General features: G+C 42.1%; 13 protein-coding genes and 1 pseudogene. 4 read left to right on the top strand and 10 right to left on the bottom strand.

Annotated features, from left to right (window positions below):
• The first annotated feature begins 118 nt into the window (after positions 1–118).
• A complete protein-coding gene (locus ACWIUJ_RS03915; protein ID WP_454169090.1) occupies positions 119–1,252 on the top strand; it encodes a hypothetical protein in 1,134 nt (377 codons plus the stop codon).
• Positions 1,253–1,324: 72 nt separating this feature from the next.
• On the opposite strand, the gene guaA is transcribed toward ACWIUJ_RS03915, so the two are convergent.
• The 3 genes from guaA to ACWIUJ_RS03900 all read right to left on the bottom strand — a co-directional run bounded on the left by guaA (position 1,325) and on the right by ACWIUJ_RS03900 (position 7,851).
• Positions 1,325–3,826: a glutamine-hydrolyzing GMP synthase gene (gene guaA / locus ACWIUJ_RS03910; RefSeq protein WP_454169718.1), complete on the bottom strand. Its 2,502-nt coding sequence runs from the start codon at positions 3,824–3,826 to the stop codon at positions 1,325–1,327.
• A 167-nt stretch (positions 3,827–3,993) separates the two neighbouring features.
• Entirely contained in the window at positions 3,994–5,004 is a 1,011-nt protein-coding gene (locus tag ACWIUJ_RS03905; RefSeq protein WP_454169088.1) for an outer membrane beta-barrel protein, read from the bottom strand.
• Between the two features lie 27 nt (positions 5,005–5,031).
• Positions 5,032–7,851: a TonB-dependent receptor plug domain-containing protein gene (locus tag ACWIUJ_RS03900; RefSeq protein ID WP_454169086.1), complete on the bottom strand. Its 2,820-nt coding sequence runs from the start codon at positions 7,849–7,851 to the stop codon at positions 5,032–5,034.
• A gap of 259 nt (positions 7,852–8,110) precedes the next feature.
• Here ACWIUJ_RS03900 and rpsO point away from each other — a divergent pair, with 259 nt between their 5' ends.
• A complete protein-coding gene (gene rpsO, locus ACWIUJ_RS03895; RefSeq protein WP_454151566.1) occupies positions 8,111–8,383 on the top strand; it encodes a 30S ribosomal protein S15 in 273 nt (90 codons plus the stop codon).
• Between the two features lie 142 nt (positions 8,384–8,525).
• Here rpsO and ACWIUJ_RS03890 read toward each other — a convergent pair whose 3' ends face one another.
• The 6 genes and pseudogenes from ACWIUJ_RS03890 to ACWIUJ_RS03865 form a co-directional block, all read right to left on the bottom strand.
• Positions 8,526–9,008, bottom strand: coding sequence for an HIT family protein (locus ACWIUJ_RS03890; RefSeq protein ID WP_454151568.1), 483 nt, complete (start codon positions 9,006–9,008; stop codon positions 8,526–8,528).
• Positions 9,009–9,017: 9 nt separating this feature from the next.
• Entirely contained in the window at positions 9,018–10,490 is a 1,473-nt protein-coding gene (locus tag ACWIUJ_RS03885) for a Mur ligase family protein (protein WP_454169084.1), read from the bottom strand.
• A gap of 3 nt (positions 10,491–10,493) precedes the next feature.
• A complete protein-coding gene (locus ACWIUJ_RS03880) occupies positions 10,494–10,745 on the bottom strand; it encodes an acylphosphatase (protein ID WP_454169716.1) in 252 nt (83 codons plus the stop codon).
• A gap of 123 nt (positions 10,746–10,868) precedes the next feature.
• Positions 10,869–11,597, bottom strand: a pseudogene (locus ACWIUJ_RS03875) (alpha/beta fold hydrolase); the annotation flags it as partial.
• A 99-nt stretch (positions 11,598–11,696) separates the two neighbouring features.
• Positions 11,697–12,785, bottom strand: coding sequence for a D-alanine--D-alanine ligase (locus ACWIUJ_RS03870; protein WP_454151572.1), 1,089 nt, complete (start codon positions 12,783–12,785; stop codon positions 11,697–11,699).
• Between the two features lie 33 nt (positions 12,786–12,818).
• Complete coding sequence (locus tag ACWIUJ_RS03865; RefSeq protein WP_454151574.1) at positions 12,819–13,658, bottom strand: ankyrin repeat domain-containing protein; 840 nt, start codon at positions 13,656–13,658, stop codon at positions 12,819–12,821.
• 297 nt (positions 13,659–13,955) lie between these two features.
• On the opposite strand from ACWIUJ_RS03865, the gene ACWIUJ_RS03860 reads away from it, so the two are divergent.
• Both ACWIUJ_RS03860 and ACWIUJ_RS03855 read left to right on the top strand, forming a co-directional pair.
• On the top strand, positions 13,956–14,429 hold the full coding sequence (locus ACWIUJ_RS03860) for a TonB-dependent receptor plug domain-containing protein (RefSeq protein WP_454169082.1): 474 nt from the start codon (positions 13,956–13,958) through the stop codon (positions 14,427–14,429).
• Positions 14,423–16,168, top strand: coding sequence for a TonB-dependent receptor (locus tag ACWIUJ_RS03855; protein ID WP_454169080.1), 1,746 nt, complete (start codon positions 14,423–14,425; stop codon positions 16,166–16,168). The genes ACWIUJ_RS03860 and ACWIUJ_RS03855 overlap by 7 nt, the downstream gene beginning before the upstream one ends.
• A 23-nt stretch (positions 16,169–16,191) precedes the next feature.
• Here ACWIUJ_RS03855 and ACWIUJ_RS03850 read toward each other — a convergent pair whose 3' ends face one another.
• Positions 16,192–17,100 carry a DMT family transporter gene (locus ACWIUJ_RS03850; protein WP_454169078.1) on the bottom strand — a complete coding sequence of 303 codons (909 nt, stop codon included), beginning with the start codon at positions 17,098–17,100 and terminating at the stop codon, positions 16,192–16,194.
• Between the last annotated feature and the right edge of the window lie 82 nt (positions 17,101–17,182).

Raw genomic sequence — 17,182 nt, 5'->3', positions numbered from 1 at the left:
TTTACCCCCCCCCCCTCATAACTCTTTATAAAAATTTCACTTTTCTTTCACATTTCGTTACAATGACTCCTAAGCCTTGCTATCTTTAAGGAGGCGAATTTTTACTAAGGAGTTGAATATGAGGAAACTTATGGTTTCTTGCGCATTAAGCGCGGCAATGGCAATGCCAGCAATGGCAGCAGTAGAGGTGTATAGCGATAGCGAGACACAGACAAGTGTGAAAATGTATGGTGTGCTTTATGGCTATAGTGGGGCGGCTGGCAAGACAGGGCAGGAGAGCACGGTAGGAGCGGATTATTTACAAGGATTACAGCTCAATTCTCGCTTGGGCTTTGATACTACGATTGATAAGTTCTTTATCCGTTTTGAGCTTGGTGCAGTAGAGCCAAATATACTCACTGGAGCTACTACAAACGCACCAGGGATTCGTAAATTTTTCTGGCAGTATGACCTTGGCTCAGCTGGGAAAATTTCTGTGGGGAGAGATGATAGCCCTACCGTTGAGGGAGGGTTCAACTCTGACTTCTTGGCCACCGATACAGGGAGCACAGGTTTTGGCTCTGTCATCACGGGGAATCGCGATATGCAAGTAGCATACAGTAACGGAGGGTATAAAGTAGCCCTTATCACTGACCATTATAGAAAGAGCGAGATTCCTAGAATCTCAATGGCATATCAATTTCGCAACAAAGGCATAATCAAAAACTTCAAAGTTGGTGCGACTTATAAGTATTACAACCACAGCGTAGGGCCACTTCCCACAAATGTAACAACTCCCACAGGTGTAGGTGGAGCGCACGCGTGGAATGTGCTTGCGGGGATTAAGCCACAATTTGGTCCTCTCTCTCTCTCTGTATTCCTTAGCTATGGTGTGAATGCACATCTGTATGGAGAAATGCGCACAAGCGCGGGGCAGGGCGAGTTTAACTACGCTACTATCGATGCTGGGCTAAATGCGAAGCGCGGTGGTGGATTTTTTGAGTTAAGCTATGCGGCTTCACAAAAGCTCGCCATTACACTTGGCTCAGGATTCCAGCTTACTTATGGTGGTAATGGTGGAGGCACAGGATATACCGCCTCAGGAGCGGACGAGCATATCCTAAGCTATAAAGTCTCTCTCCAAACACCTTACAAAGTGTCTAAGAACTTTAGCATAGTCCCACAAATTGGCTACTATAACGCATATTTGCGAAGAGCAGATGTGCATAGAGGCAGTGCTATTGGTATCGTGCGATTCCGCTTTGATATATAAGGCTTAAGGGAGTTTTACACTCCTTTAAGGACTTGGATTCTCACCCAATCGCTATGAAACGATTGGGTTTACTCACTCCCACTCTATCGTGGCTGGGGGCTTGGAGCTTATGTCATAGACTACGCGATTTATCCCCTCTACTTCGTTTATGATTCTATTACTGACTTTTTCTAAAAACTCAAAGCTCAAATGCGAAAATCTCGCTGTCATTCCGTCAATCGCCTCTACGGCGCGAAGTGCGATGGTGTTATCATAAGTGCGATTATCACCCATCACGCCCACACTCCGCACATTAAGTAGCACGCAAAACGCCTGCCACACGCTACCATAGAGCCCATTTTTATGCAATTCCTCGATAAAGATAGAATCCGCCTCGCGCAATATCGCCAAACTCTCCCGCGTAACCTCGCCCATAATGCGAATCGCAAGTCCGGGTCCGGGAAATGGGTGGCGCATTAGCATAGATTCTGGGATTCCGAGTTCGCGCCCCAAACTCCGCACTTCATCTTTAAAGAGTTCGCGCAATGGCTCGATGAGCTCAAATCTCATCCACTCAGGCAGTCCGCCGACATTGTGATGAGATTTGATTGTCTTGCTGGGACCTTTCACACTTACAGATTCGATGACATCGGGGTAGAGCGTGCCTTGTGCCAAAAATTTAATCTCGCCATTTGCGTTGTGCGCTCTTGCCTCGCGCTCAAAGACTTCGATAAAGCTTTCCCCGATGATTTTGCGCTTTTGCTCTGGCTCGGTAATGCCTTGTAAGCGACTTAAAAACAGCTCGCTTGCGTCTGCGGTGATAAGCGGGATTTGTAGATTCTGCTTAAACATTTGCTCCACTGCCTCTCTCTCGCCCGCGCGGAGTAAGCCCGTATCGACAAAGACGGGGATTAGATTCTCCCCGATTGCTTTGTGGAGTAATGCCGCCACCACGCTAGAATCTACGCCACCACTCACCGCGCACAGCACTTTAGCGGACTTGCCTTTGTGCGATAAATCACGGAGCTTGTCGCTCGCTTCCTCGATAGGCGTTTTAGCCTTATCTCGTTGCTCGCAACTTCGCAACCCTGATTTCTCATCACAAATGCTTCGCCCTTGCTTATTAAACTTTGATTGTGTTTTTTTGTCATATTGAGGCTTTGAAAAAGCCGAAATATCTCTATCGCTGGACTTTTGAGATACTTCGCTACGCTCAGTATGACAAGCGGTGTTGTTTTTAGGGTTTTGCCTTTGTTGATTAGTAGCGTTATCATTGTGAGCAAAACAAGCAAAGCGCAGTTTCTTTAGAAAATCACTTTTTCTCTCTTCCCACACCTTTTTATTTAGACACATCACAGATTCGTTATTTATGTCTTTTTCGCCATTTCGCACAAAGCCAAATCTTTCATAAAATCGTATCGCTTTGAGATTTTCCTCATACACGCTAATGTAGATTTCCTCTCGTTTGCCACCCTCCCATAGTTTTTCTAGTAGCGTGGCTAAGGCTTGTGTGCCAAGCCCTTGATTGCTAAAGCGCATATCAATCATAAACCTATCTATCCACAATCGTTGCTCAGATTCTATATCCCCAAACATCACAAAGCCAATGAGCGTATCCCTATAATATATCGCATTTGTTTGCCAAGCCTTATCCTGCGTGGCATCTTTGATAGAATCTGCATTAGATTCGATAAAGTTTTTATCCCTTTCGCTTACTTGCAAAGCGCAAACCACATCTTTGTTTGAGGCATTAATCGCTATAAAAGTTATATCGCTATTTTGCGTTGCTGTGGCGTTGTCATATTGAGGCTTTGAAAAAGCCGAAATATCTCTATCGCTGGACTTTTGAGATACTTCGCTACGCTCAGTATGACAAGCGGCGTTGTTGGAGTTTTTATTGTCATTGCGAGCAAAATCATTAGATTTTGCGTGGCAATCTATCGCATTTCCAAACCCCACGATTTTGCGCACTTTGGCGATTTCAATCTCGGCAAAATTGTGCATATTCCATTCATTACTTGCCCCGCAAATCTCACGCGCAAAGTTTGAGAGAATCTGCGCTCCGCACTCGCTATGCACCACTTCGGGGTGGAATTGTATCGCATAAATTTCGCGCTTCAAATCTGCAATGGCGCAAATCTCGCTATTCTCACTTTTGCCAATCGCGCTAAATCCACTCGGCAGGGCAATGACTTTATCACTATGGCTCATCCACACGATACAATCTTGCTTCACGCCACTAAAGATTCCGCGTGAATCAATGATTGTAAGATTTGCCTTGCCAAATTCTTGCGCACTAGATTTTGCGACTTGTCCGCCGAAAAAATGCGCGATAAACTGCATTCCATAGCAGATTCCCAAAATGGGAATCCCTAGCGTGAAAATCTCGCTATCAGGTTTATATGCGTCCTTTTCATACACGCTTGCAGGACCGCCACTTAGGATTAGTCCGCGCGGATTTTTCGTCTTTATAGACTCCGCGCTCTCAAAATAGGGCATTATTTCCGTATAGATTCCCATTTCGCGCAAACGCCTAGCGATTAACTGCGTGTATTGGCTTCCAAAGTCAAGCACGATGATTTGGGGGTGTAGCATTTGCGAGTGTTGTGGATTGTGTGGCTTTTGTGTTTTTTGCATAGAGGGGGTTTTAGCGGATTTTGCACTCATTATGTCTCCTAAATTTAAGGCTAAAATCGCATTATAGCAAATTTGCCTTAAGCCCTTATAACAAAATGACGAATGTCAATGCCAAATATTGAAACTTACAACCCGCTAAAAGTGTAAATATAGCGCACGCCCACGCTCCAATACTGCGTAAAATCCCCGCTAAGTCTTGTGGTGGTGTTAGTCGTTTGGGCGTTTGTCTTGGCGACTTTGAGCGAGTTTGCATTAAAGTTGCTCACAAAAAATGGCACGCTAAAGATAAGCTCGATTCCGTGATGTTGGGCGAGTTTGGCTCGCGCTCCAAGATTAAGTGCTAAATCAAAACTCGCCTTTGGGAATCCATCGCCAAGTTGGCGCATTTGCGTATCAAGCGTATCTATATCTTTGCCGACATAGCTTTTGCCACCGATACGCACACCGATAAATCCCCCAAGATGAAGCGAATTTTGCGCTATGATATAATCTAGCAGGGCATCGACATTTACCCCATAGCGTAGCATTATGGGATTGAGCGATTTTTGTGCGTTTGAAAAATGCGTATGCGTAGCGTGTAAATCGCCATATATGCGCATTCCTAGCTCACCTTTGCTAGCAAATTGCCTCCAAAATCCCTCATAACCCACAATAAGCCCATAGCCCCCACCAATCCCGCGCATATCAAAGGAATCTATGGGAGTGATTGTCGTGGTGGTGGTTGTCCCGCCTTGAGCGGTGGAAGTGTTGTTTATAGTGGTGGTTTCTATTTCGTGGTGATGAGCAAAGCCAAATGTACTCAACGAAGATTCTATCCCTATGATAAGCCCGCTTGCTTGGCTAAAATCTTTGGATTCCAAAGGCGTAATTGCGTCTCGCGCTTGAATTGGGTTATTTGTATGTAAAACTTCACCTTGTTTGTTTGTGAGAGAATCTCCGCTTTGTTCGCCTTGTAGATTTTGGCTCTCATAGGGATTGCTATCGTCTTTTAAATCTTTATTGTTTTGTGGATTTTGATTGTCATACTGAGCGTAGCGAAGTATCTCTTTGTCTTGCGTTTGAGATGTTTCGCCTTTTTGTAAAGGTTGGGTATGACAATATGACACAAGCACCACTACCGCGATTATCTTTTTCATTGCTTTTCCTTTGTGTAGAATCTCGATTTAGAATTTATAGCCCACTTGCACCCAAAACTGCCTGCCTAGCTCATACACCGCATACGCTCCAGCTGAAGCAATACCGGGGATTATCGAGCCATTTGTCGTAGCTGCCCCTGTGGCTTGGAGCGTTGTCATATTGCGTGCGTTTAGGACATTATAAATATCTACATTGACATAGAGCGTGTGTGAGCCTCGCACATTGAGTTCTGTGCCCACTCGCATATCCCAAGTAAATGCCGCAGGGAAGTGCATTTTATCAAAGCGCAAATAGGCTTTTCCATCAATGGTTATACTTTGTGCAGAATTTATCATTCGCTCAAATCCCTCGCGATAGCGAAAGAAATTATTAAGTATCCACTTTGTGCGTAAGATTTTAAAGTTATGCGTGGTGGTAAGCCTTAGCGTGAAAGGGCGGGCGAAATTCTCCACAGGTCTATCGCGGTAGCGAATCAGCTGTCCGTCATAGTAAATGAGCTCGTTATTTGCGTATTCATCATCGTCCCTATCTGTGCCATTATGGGTGTTTTGCCAGATATTATAACTGCGTTTGACTTGGGTTAAATCATAAGCAAATAAGTAGTGATGTGAGATTCCAAAGGTTTGGATAGGCGCGATATTTTGTAGCACGAGCGCGACAATCTGGCTTTGTGATTTGCCATTATTATTCCAATATGAATCGCTACGAGTTTGCACATTCCCTGTGTCTTGCCTCATCACTTCATCTCTACCAAAGCGCATAATGTATTTCGCGCTAAACTCAAAAATCCCAAGTTTTTGCGTGATACCAGCCATTAGCTCATCATCATAAGGCACGCGGAGTTTATCAAAGTGAAAAAAGCTAGATAGATTGTAGTCATTTTGCTTTACCCACGCGGTTGGGGTATTTACCGCGATACAATCTGCTTGAGCTTGGCTATTACACATTGACCTGCGCCACACTTCCCAACTTTTGCTCTGCTGTGCATAGAGCCAATAGCTTAACAAATTGCGCCCATAGTAGCGATTCGCTCCAAGGGTGAGCTGACTTTGCCACTCTCTTGGCGCGGGGGTTACATAATTAAGCGCGAGTCTAGGTGCAAGCGTGTGTTTGCCCATATAACTATCGCCATCAAGGCGCACTCCGGGGCGGATATTCACATTTCCTAAAAAGCCAAAATCCATATTTATGTCATTTTCTGCATAGATTCCATAATTCACACCATTAAAGACAAAATCACTTGCCTTAGCGATTCGTATTGTATGAGCAAATTGCCCGCCAGCACCGCTACCGCTTGTGATAGGTGTGCCATTAGTGCCACCTCTAAGCAATGGCGAGCTCGAGCATAGCCCATCATAACCTAAAGAATCTGTCCCACAGGATTGATTTTCATTCATTTGTGTGGGATTTCCCTGCATCCAATACGCATCAGTTGGGCGATTTCTCCCAATGTAGAGATGAGAGAGCTCAAAGCCTACGCGCACGGTGCTAGTGAGGCGGTTGATTTCTAATGACTCAAAGCTAAAATCGCTTTTATAAGTTGTGGTAATTTGACTTTGGTCTAAATCCCCATAGCCTCCCTCAAAGACAAGCAAGTTTGTCCCTCCACCATTTTTCTCCACACTGCGATACCATTGGTAGAAATAATTTGCATCGCTTCGCCGAGAATTTTCTACAAACGATAAACCAAGCGATTGTGTCCATAATCCCACAGGCGTCTGCCATAATGCCTTTGCACCTGCTTGGATTCCCCCAGTTTGCATTTCGTAGTAGCTATTCATCGCTGCGTCATTGTAGTAGGTATTGTGTTGTGGGGCGTAGCCTAGATTTGCTTCTAGGGTGAGATTTTCAGTGGGATTATAATGTGCTTTTAAGTAGTAGTTATAAGATTCTCGCTTTTGCTCGCGCTTTTTGTCTAAATCGTTGCCATATTTATAAGAGGCGAGATTACGATATGGGTTTAGCGGGATAATGCTCTGTGTGGTGGTGAAGCTCGCCACTAATCCTAAATCTTTGGTAATGTAGCCCTCTAGGCTAGATTTTACCGAGTATTTGAAAAATTCTGGTTGGTAGCGTTCATCTGCGCTCAAAAAGAGACTGCTCTCTGCGCGGTTATCATAATGGTATTTGGTAAGCGAGAATTTTTTTGGGTCGGCATTGCCCTGCGTGAATTGATAGCTGATATTGCCGTGCCAGCCTTTAATCCCGCCATCATCTTTGCGTGCTTTGCGGACATTTGCCTCCACTACACCGCCTGTGAATTTGCCATACGCCGCGCTGACATTAGAATCTAAAACTGTGATAGATTCGAGTAGGCTTGTGTCGATATTTAACCCTTGAGAGCCTGTGGAGCGGATATTTGATTGGTTGTTTGTCGTGCTTCCGTGCGGGTCTAAGTCGTTATTCATATTAAAGCCATCAATTTGGAAGTTGTTTTGATGAAAGAGGCTACCACTTATGGATATGTTGGCAGGGTCGATTTCTCCCGGCGTGGTGCTTTTTAGCTGAGAGTTGTCAAACTGCACATTGGGTAACACGCGCAAAATGCTCGTAATATCGCCATTTCCGCTTGGGTTAGAATCCAAGAAATTGCGTCCTACTTGCGTGCCACTTTGATAGGTTTCAAATTCTTTTTCGCCATAAGCTGTTACTTTGCCAAGCTGGACTTTTTTGGTTACTTCTTGTTTGTCTGTGGGTTTTGATTCTTGTGTTTGTGTGTCTTGCTCATTTTGGGCTAAAATTATTGCATTGCGTAATGTATAATTGCCCCCCCCCCCTAATAGATTATCATTAGCTAAAGCAAGATTAACTATTATTAAACACAAAATAAGGCTTTTGGCATTCATTGTGCAATCCTCAACAAATGATTTGATTAAAAGAAAGAACGGCAGATTATAATATTAACAACCTTAAAACCAACTTAAATAATAAGAGATAATTTTATTATTATACTAGATATTTTAAGAATGCTACTAATGACAATGCGCAATGTGGGACTTTGAAATAATTACAACAAAACCAAACAAAAAATATATTGTAGAGAGAGCAAATTGAGAAATTTTATGCTACAATCACGGCTTATTTTATACCATTTAGGAGGTCATTATGGCTTTAGATATGGCGAAGAAAAAAGAGATTATCGCAAAGTTTGGGCGAGATAAAAACGATACAGGCTCATCGGAGGTGCAAGTCGCGCTTTTAACCCAGCGCATAGCAGACTTAACCCAACACTTAAAAGCAAATCCCAAAGACCACTCATCGCGTTTAGGCTTGCTTAAACTTGTAGGTTTGCGAAAGTCTTTGTTATCATATTTGAAACGCACAAAATACGAGTCGTATGTCAAACTCATTAAGAGTCTAAAACTTAAGGACAGATAGGGCTTTAAGTCCTATCGCCTTGACAATCCTTTTATATCCATATTATCTCTAAGACGCTTTTATAATCTTTATTCCAAGAGTTTTTAAACTTTCTATAAAATCAATAAGAGCTCTATAGGTTTCCTATAAAGCTTTAGAAAAATTAGAGAATCTTTTGGGCAATCGCTTTAATTTTCTTATACACACTATCAAAATCCACGCCATAAGTGCGTGTCTCGCCAATGGTGGTGATAAAATTCGTATCGCCTATAAATCGAGGCACGAAGTGCAAATGCAAGTGCTCTGGGATTCCCGCTCCACCCGCACGATGGATATTCATACCCATATTTATCCCGCTTGCGCCATATTCATAGAGAATCTCAAAGGCCTTTTGAGAAAGAGAGTGGATATGCTGCCATATTTGTGCGTCTAGATTCTCAGGGGAGCTACAATGTGCGTGCGGGATAATCATAAAATGTCCGGGCGTATAGGGAAAGAGATTCATCACTGCGAAGCACATTTCATCGCGGTAAAATACGCGGTGTTTCTCATCATCATTTGGAGTTTTTGAAATCGCACAAAACACACATTCATCACCCTTATCCCCGAAGTATGCCTCGCGCCAAGGGCAGTAGAGTGCTTGCATTAAAGATTCTTAAATAAAGCTTGGCGCATCATTGCTAAAGAGCACCAAATCATTTGGAAGCGTGCAGGCTTTTAGCATTGTTTCAAGTAATTCTTTACTTGGCAAAATGATTTTTTGCGCGCTTTTAATATGGCTAGAGAGCACTTTTGTATTGAGAGAGCCCGTGATAATGGCAATGTCAAAGACTTCATCAATTTTTTTGGCGAGTTGGATATTTGCCTCTTTAGTGCTCTCTACGATACCGGGCGTGATGATTACGCGTCTTCCATTATAAAGCGAGGAGAGGCGCACAGCCTCGAGCATTCCGTTGAGATTCCCATTGAAGCTATCATCAATGATAAGTTTTTGATTTACTTCTATTTTTTGCAAGCGGTGCTCTGTTGGCTCAAGTCTTTTGACCGCACGCACAATCTCTTCGGCTTTCATTCCAAGTTCGGTGGCGATACTCACTGCCACAGCGATATTGTGTGCGTTAAATGTGCCTAGAATCTGCGTCTCAAACTCCACCCATTTGTCTTTGATTTTGAGCTCAAATGTCGTGCCATCGAGCGTGGCATTGACATTGCGACACGCTGCGGGGTAGAACTCTGTATTGCGTGGTTTGATAGTTTCAAAATCGTGAGGCAAGAGGTTTTTTTCATAAATGTATGCTTTTTTTAATCTATTAGAATGCAAGAGCTCAAATTTCGTCTCTACAATGTTTGCGAGATTTTTAAAGTATTCTAAATGTTGCTCGCCAATCTCGCCAATAATGGTGTATTGCGGATTTAAAAATTGCGCGATTTCATCAATATCACCCTTTTGACGCGCGCCAGCTTCGGCTATGTAAATATCTGTGGTGTAGGTAAGATTCTCGTTAATATCTGCAATAATGCCAGCAAGCGTATTGACACTGCGTGGAGTAGCATATACGGCGTATTGCGTGCCAAGAATCTGCCTAAGATAGTTTTTAATGCTTGTCTTTCCATAGCTTGCTGTAATCGCTATAACCTTTAACCGACTAAATCGCTCCAACTTTTCTTTTGCCATTTTTTTATACTGCTTCAAAAGAGCAAATTCATAAGTCTTTGACACAATATGTCCAAAGATAAGTGGGAGGATATGAGAAATAGGTGTGTTTGTCTCAAAGCTAAAACTCAACGCCTCATCTAAAGCTAAAAATAAAAAGCACAAAATAAAGAATCTTATCACCCTTTTGGTGAATTTTAAAGGTTTATCTTGTGAGAATCGCCACGAACACAACGCCACAAAAAGCACACCCACAACAACAATACAATATTTCTCAAATCCAAAAACATCAAGCGTTATAAACACGCCAACAGGCAAGAGAAAAAACCAAATATGCCAAAGTGGCTTATGATGACGGAAAAAGACACGAAAGAGGCTGTAATTATACCATTGCAACAGCGTGATAAAATAAAATGCTATTTCAAGGTTTAGAATAAAACGCGTGGCAACGCCTAAAATGTATTCATCACTCATTTATTATCCTCGCAATATACTAAATTCACTGAAAGTTTTTCTCTCTTCACGATTTGATTGTATATGTGAGACATTTGCTCGCAATGGTCCTTTTTGAAGCATCTCACAATAACTTTGTAGCGTTTGCTCTTTGGCTTGGGCATAGATTTCCACACTTCCATCTTGGAGATTTTGTGTGCTTCCCTTTATGCCTAGCTCATCGGCTTTAGCTTTGGCAAATTTACGATAACCAACTCCTTGCACCTTGCCATACACAAGGATATGCCAACAAGTAAGAGAATCGAAATCGTGCGATTGATTTGATTGCACTTCATAAGATTGTAGCGAAATTTTAGAATCTAAAGCCTCTTTAGGAGTATTTTTATGTGTAAAGTAAGATTGTATAACGCTCGCTTGATTTAAGAAAAAATAATGCCCGCCCTCAAGTGCGAAAAAGTAGGCATTTGGCAATAAGTTGGCGATTTTTTCTCCACTGCTTAGCGGTGTAGCGTCATCTTGTGTCCCCCAAAAGACATAACTTTGCGCATTGCAGGCTTTGAAATGCTCACTAAAATCTTCATTTACGACATTTTTAAATGTTTGATACATCGCCTCATTAAGGTTATCAGCGTCCTTTGAACGGAGGGCTTTGGCATTTAGTCCTAGAGTTTTAGCGACTTTGGCAAGAGTGATTTTTACGCGCGTTTTGAGGGATTTGGGCGTTAAGATTCCAGCACTAGAGAGCAAGATAAGAGTGCGAAGTTTAAGTGCATTAGTAAGTAAAAGCGCGACCTTTCCACCAAAGCTATGTCCTACGAGGATATACGCGCTTAAATCAATATCACTCACGCTTTGTTGTAATTGGCGTAAGAATGATTCCATAATATTGGCGTAATCGCTTGTATAAAGTGCTTTATCGCAAGGACTTCCACCAAAGCCGGGTAAATCCACATAGCAATGCACAAATTCTGCGAAACTTTTGTCAAAGGCTTGCTTCATTAGCTCTTTATTGCTTCCCCAGCCGTGTAAAAATACCAGCATACCGTGCGGATTTTTTACTTGGAGATTGTGTAATTCATAGCTTAATGGAAATGTTTGCTGCATATATGTAATGTTTTTTATCGCCATACACACTCTCTTTTTAGTTTTTAAACGCCAAAATTATTTTTGTATATCGCATTATAATGCGCGGATTTTAGCGTTTAGTAAAATTTCAGTTAGAGGAGTTTATTTGCCTTTGGCACGCTGGATTTTTTCTATGTAAGCATAGGAAATTTTTATGCGTTTTTTATGCGGAAGATTTGCGCTAAGAGAGTTGAGGACATTTTTAAAGTCTTTAAACAAATAATTTGCCCCAGAACCCGGAATAGGGTTAATCTCGTTGAGATAGACTTCATCATCAATCACAAAAAAATCGCAACGGATAATCGCTCCCTCAAAGGCATTTTCATAAATTTGCGTAAAGTTTTTTTCAATCTTTGTGCGAAGATTCTCGCTTATGTCCGCTTGGAGAATCTGCTGTGTGCGTGAGAAATCTAAATATTTTTTCTCAAAGTCTAAAAACTCGCCTTTTTGTGGCTCTTCAATAATGGAAAAAATCCACTCATCTTCGCCATTGTCATTTTTTACCTTGCACCCCGCGAGATTGTATTCTTTAATATTGTGGATAAAAGGCTCAATGACAACGCACTCATCATATTCAAACGCACTCTCAATGGCATAAGCAAGTTCTTTTTGCTCCGCGACCACACTCACACCGATAGAGCTTCCAAGTCTCGCTGGTTTCACAATTACAGGATAGGGAAAATTTGGAGTAAAATCGCTAAGTTTTTTGTCAAATTCAAAGTCGTGGGTGTATAGGACTTGATAGGGCAGGGCTTTGATTTTGCGTTCAGCACAAAAGAGCTTTGTCAAAGTTTTGTTAAAACTGAGTGCGCACGCTTCCACTCGTGGCGCAATATAGGGAATCTTATAAAACTCAAACAACGCGCTTAGGATTCCATCTTCGCCATCTGCGCCGTGTATGAGGCTATAAGCGGTTTGGATAGGGATATTTTTGCGTGTTTTAAAAATTGTATTGGTGTAATAAAATCCTGCAAATGTAGGGAAAATTTCCTTGCATTGAGTTTTATACTCTCCTTTGGCAAAAAATGAGGATTTCATATTTTTGCTTGGGATAAGCCAAAAACGATGCGTAGAATCTAAAAAAATAAAATGTGCTATGTCGTTGCCTAAAACCTTTTTAAGCGCAATCGCACTCACAATGCTAATCTCGTGCTCAAAACTTATCCCACCAAAAATCACACTAACTTTCAATGCTTACTCCTTGCCTCATTTGAAATAGATATTTTACCAAAGTTTGAATTGTGTTTCAGTGCTTTTGTAGAGATTTTTTCGCACACCGCCTATGTCATATTCTACGGCAAATCCATATTTCACCGTTGTATTGCCTGATTTGCGTATTTTGGCTTTTTCATACACATCTGCTGGGATAGCTAGCGAGCCTACACCTGCCGAAGAATGCGGGGGGAGCTTTTTATTTGCGTTTCCATCGGTTATGAGATTCCCATCCATATACAGCGCAAGGTGAGAAATGTCTAAAAACTCCTGTGTTTTGTTCTCTATGCTAAGAGCCACCGTGCCTTTAGAGAGATTAAACGAATTTGCCTTGAGCACAAGATGTTCGTTTTCTATGCTAAGGGCTGGGACGGATTTGTCTTTTAAAATCTTGCCCGCTGGCGTCTCGCCTCTGAAATTTGGCGCATACATATCTGCCCCGCGTGAAAGTAGCAATGCTATCATTTCTTTATGATTATTTTTTGTGGCGTAGTGTAGTGGTGTATTGCCCAAGTGCTCATCGGCGACATTGACTTCCGCGCCTTTTTTGATGAGTTCTTTTGCCACCTTGACATCGCCTAATGCCACGACTTTAAGCAACGCCGTCTCGCCGTGGCATACCGCATTGACATCTGCTCCACGCTGGATTAAGAGATTTACGATTTTTAGATTCCCTTTTCGTGCTGCGTCATAGAGCGGAGTGCTATCGCGTAATCTCGCTTCAATATCTGCTCCAAGTGATATGCCCTTGCGCACTTCTGTGTAACTATCGCTAAAAAGCATTGTATTATATCTGTCATTTGCGCCTTGTGCTAGGGTAAATGCAAGCATTACAATCATCAAATGTCTCATTGTTAGGATTCCTTAAGTTATGGATTTGCATTTTAGCTGACTTTAAGCAATTTTTAATCCCTAAAGACGACAAGCAAAGTTGCTTTATCACTATGTGAGTAATTGTGAGATAAAAATCTTTTAATTCTCATTTTATAATTTATAATAAAAATATTTTAGTAGATTCTCATACTATTAGGGTTTTTATAGAAACTTTTATTGTTAATAAATAAAAATCATTATTTTTTTGCTATAATTGCCAACTCAAAACAAAGTGCTTTAAAGCATTTTGTCATCTCATTATTAAAGGATTAAAGTATGAAAAAACATATATCTGTCTCACTAGCATTGGCTTTAAGCGCGAGTTTATGGGCTGATGATACAAGCACGCAACAAGAGGCTATGCAAGAAGCCAAACTTGGTAAATCCACGGTTACAGCGCAAGTTATGCGCTCAGAGCTCGATGAGCTCAATCGCAGTGTGTATAAGATTGATAAAGAGCAAATCGCAGAAAAAGGCTATCGCAGTAGCGAAGAAATATTTCGCTACACGCCTTTTGTGGGGTTAGCAAATGTTGGCTTGGGGAGCAACTTAGATTTACGAGGGCAGGGTAATCGCGCAAATACAAGCGTGCAAGTGCTCATCAATGGGAATTATTCTAATATGCTTGATTCTAGCCACGGAGTTACGCCACTTAATACTCTCTCACCAAACAGCATAGAATCTATTGAGGTTTTGCCCGGTGGTGGCGCGGTAATGTATGGTAACGGCACGAGGGGGGGGGGTTGTTAATATCCTTACACAAAAAAAGATATGAGACTCCATATTTTAGTGCGGGACTTAGCTATTCTAATACCATTGCTAGCGTGGGGAATAATTATAACGCCGATGTGCGCGTTGGCGGGAAGATTGGCGATGGCACTTATATCACTACAAGCGCAGCTTATATCGATAGAGGCGGACCTAGACTAGGTGATAGGACTAATGGTGCGCAAGGCTCATTTTCGCTCACAAAGGACTTTAGCCCTGATTCAAGTGTGAGTTTTGATATAGATTACTTTGCAGGGATTATCCGCACCACGCCAAATAATTCCTTTAATGACATAGCCAATCCAAGCAAGTCTGATAGAGGCACAGCGGGCACGGGCTCAATGAGAAACTCCCAACGCCGTCTTGATGTAAGCCTAGCGTGGAATATGGCTCTAAGTGAAAATAGCAAGTTTGATGTGCGCGCATTTTATCACTTAAATAAAATCAAATATGAAGATTCTATAACTAATTTAACCAATTATCGTTATGGGACTTTTGCCTTTGCTACGACTTCTGCTGACCAAAGTGGCTCACTTTTTGACGACCAAAAGGCTGGTGTGAATGCCAAATATGATTTAAATCACACCAATGGACGCTTTATGTTGGGATTAGAATCTGTCTATCAAATCAGCAATCGCACAATGGAGCAACTCATTAACGCAAGTGGTGGGACAGGCGCAGTTACCGCGTATAATCACCCAATGCACATTGCCTTTAATGGTAATAAATGGAATACCGCGCTTTTTGCGTTAGAAAAATACGATTTTGGCAAGCGATTCTCACTTACAGGTGGTGCGCGATATGAATATGCTTACTATGATATAGATGTAATAAATCAACAAACGATTACTATGACAGGTGGCGCACCAGTGCCGATACGCATTAACGCAAATGGCTATCTTAAAGATTCTCTGCATAATTATGCACTAGAAATCACACCAAACATTCGATACAGCGATAATGGCAATATATTTGTAAAATACGAAAAAGGGTTCTTCTCGCCTAGCCCCAACTCTATGCTTACACGCAGTGGTAGCAATTATATCACAACGAACTTAAAACAAGAGGATTATCATACTTTTGAATTAGGGTTAAAGGACTTTTGGGGCAGTAGCGTAGCATTCAGTGCGAGTGTGTTTTATACACTTACGCAAAATGAATTTTACACCATTGGGAACGCACACTCCGCAAGTGGCGTAGTCTATGGTAATTATGATAGGACAAGTCGCGTAGGCGTGGAGCTTTTCTCCGAGCAATATTTGCTTGATGGGAATCTAAGTCTAAGCGAGAGTGTTACTTATATCGATGCGAGAATCTTACGCAACAATGGCGCGAGTGTAAAAAACTTGCTTATTCCCTATGTGAGTAATTATAAGGCGACCATTGGGCTTAATTACAATGTAAGTAGAAACTTTGGAATTTGGATTCAAAATAGCTTTTATGGACAAAGCAAAGATATTGAGACTTTTACTACCACAGGGCAGGGGCAAGCTCAAACAAGGACAAGCAATGGACAAAAAACAATCCCCGCATATAGCCTCACAGACATTGGGCTCAATGTCAAACTTGGAGATTTCTCTTTAAGCGCGGGCGTGCGTAATGTCTTTGATACATTTTATTATAGCTATTACAACGGAGATGCGAGTGATAGTGTCGCTGGCTATGGATTCTTAATCGGTGCTGGGCGCAGTGCATTCCTCGAGGGCAGACTGAGCTTTTAGCCTTTTAGATTCTCTAAGTTTGCTTATTTTTGACTGACAAAAAGCCCGAGCAAAGTGAGAATCCCGCCGATGATAAGATAGGGCGTGAGAGACTCGCCCAAAGTGAGTGTGGCGATAAACACGCCCACCACAGGAATCGCATAGATATACGCGCTCGCTTGCAATGTGCCAAGTCGCTTTAGGCAGGCGTTCCAGCTTAGATAGCATAGCGCGCTTGCCACAAGCCCTAAAAAGAGCAAGTTTAGCGCGTTGGTGGGATTACGAAAGCGCGAAGATTCTATAATCTTGCTAAAATCCCCTCCGCTTAGCTCCACGCTCTGCCACAGCGCGAAAGGAAGCGTAAAAATAAGCCCATAAAAAAAGATTTTGCGCGTCATTGCGATAGCATTTTCCCCGCGATACACGCTAAAAAGTCGCTCCAAAATAATCGTATAAACCGACCAAACAAGCCCCGCTAAAATGCAGAGCATATCGCCAAGCGGGGATATTTCCACGCTAAAACTACCATTTAGCACCACAAGAATAATCCCAACAAAGCATAGCCCAAAGCCAAGAAAATAGAATCGCCCAAGCCTTTTGCCAAAAATCACTCGCGCAAGAAGTGCGGTGGTAATGGGGTTAAACGCGACTAAAAGCGAGGCGTTTGACGCGCTTGTGTAGTTAAGCGCGATATTTTCTAGCAAAAAATACAAACAAGAGCCACTAAGTCCAGCTCCTGCGAATAATAGCTCATTTTTCACGCCACGAAAGGCGATAGCTGTGCGACATAAAAGCGCGAGGAATATATATGCCAAAAAGAAGCGGATAAAGAGAATCTCTGCAGGTGCAAAATCGCCTAATAACGCCTTTGTCGAGCTAAAAGTGCTCCCCCACACGATAATGGTAAAAATGGCTAAAAAATGCCCTATAAGGTCATATCTAAAGGTCGGCATTAAACTTGCTCCTTAGTTAGAAAATTTTAAGACAGCAATTATAGAGATTTTGGCAATAAAAGCAAGGGTTTTAAGTAAAGAG

Source organism: Helicobacter sp. 23-1046 (genome assembly GCF_053654635.1).
The sequence above is the reverse complement of the archived record's forward strand: the minus strand, read 5'-3'. Positions and strand labels throughout refer to the sequence as shown.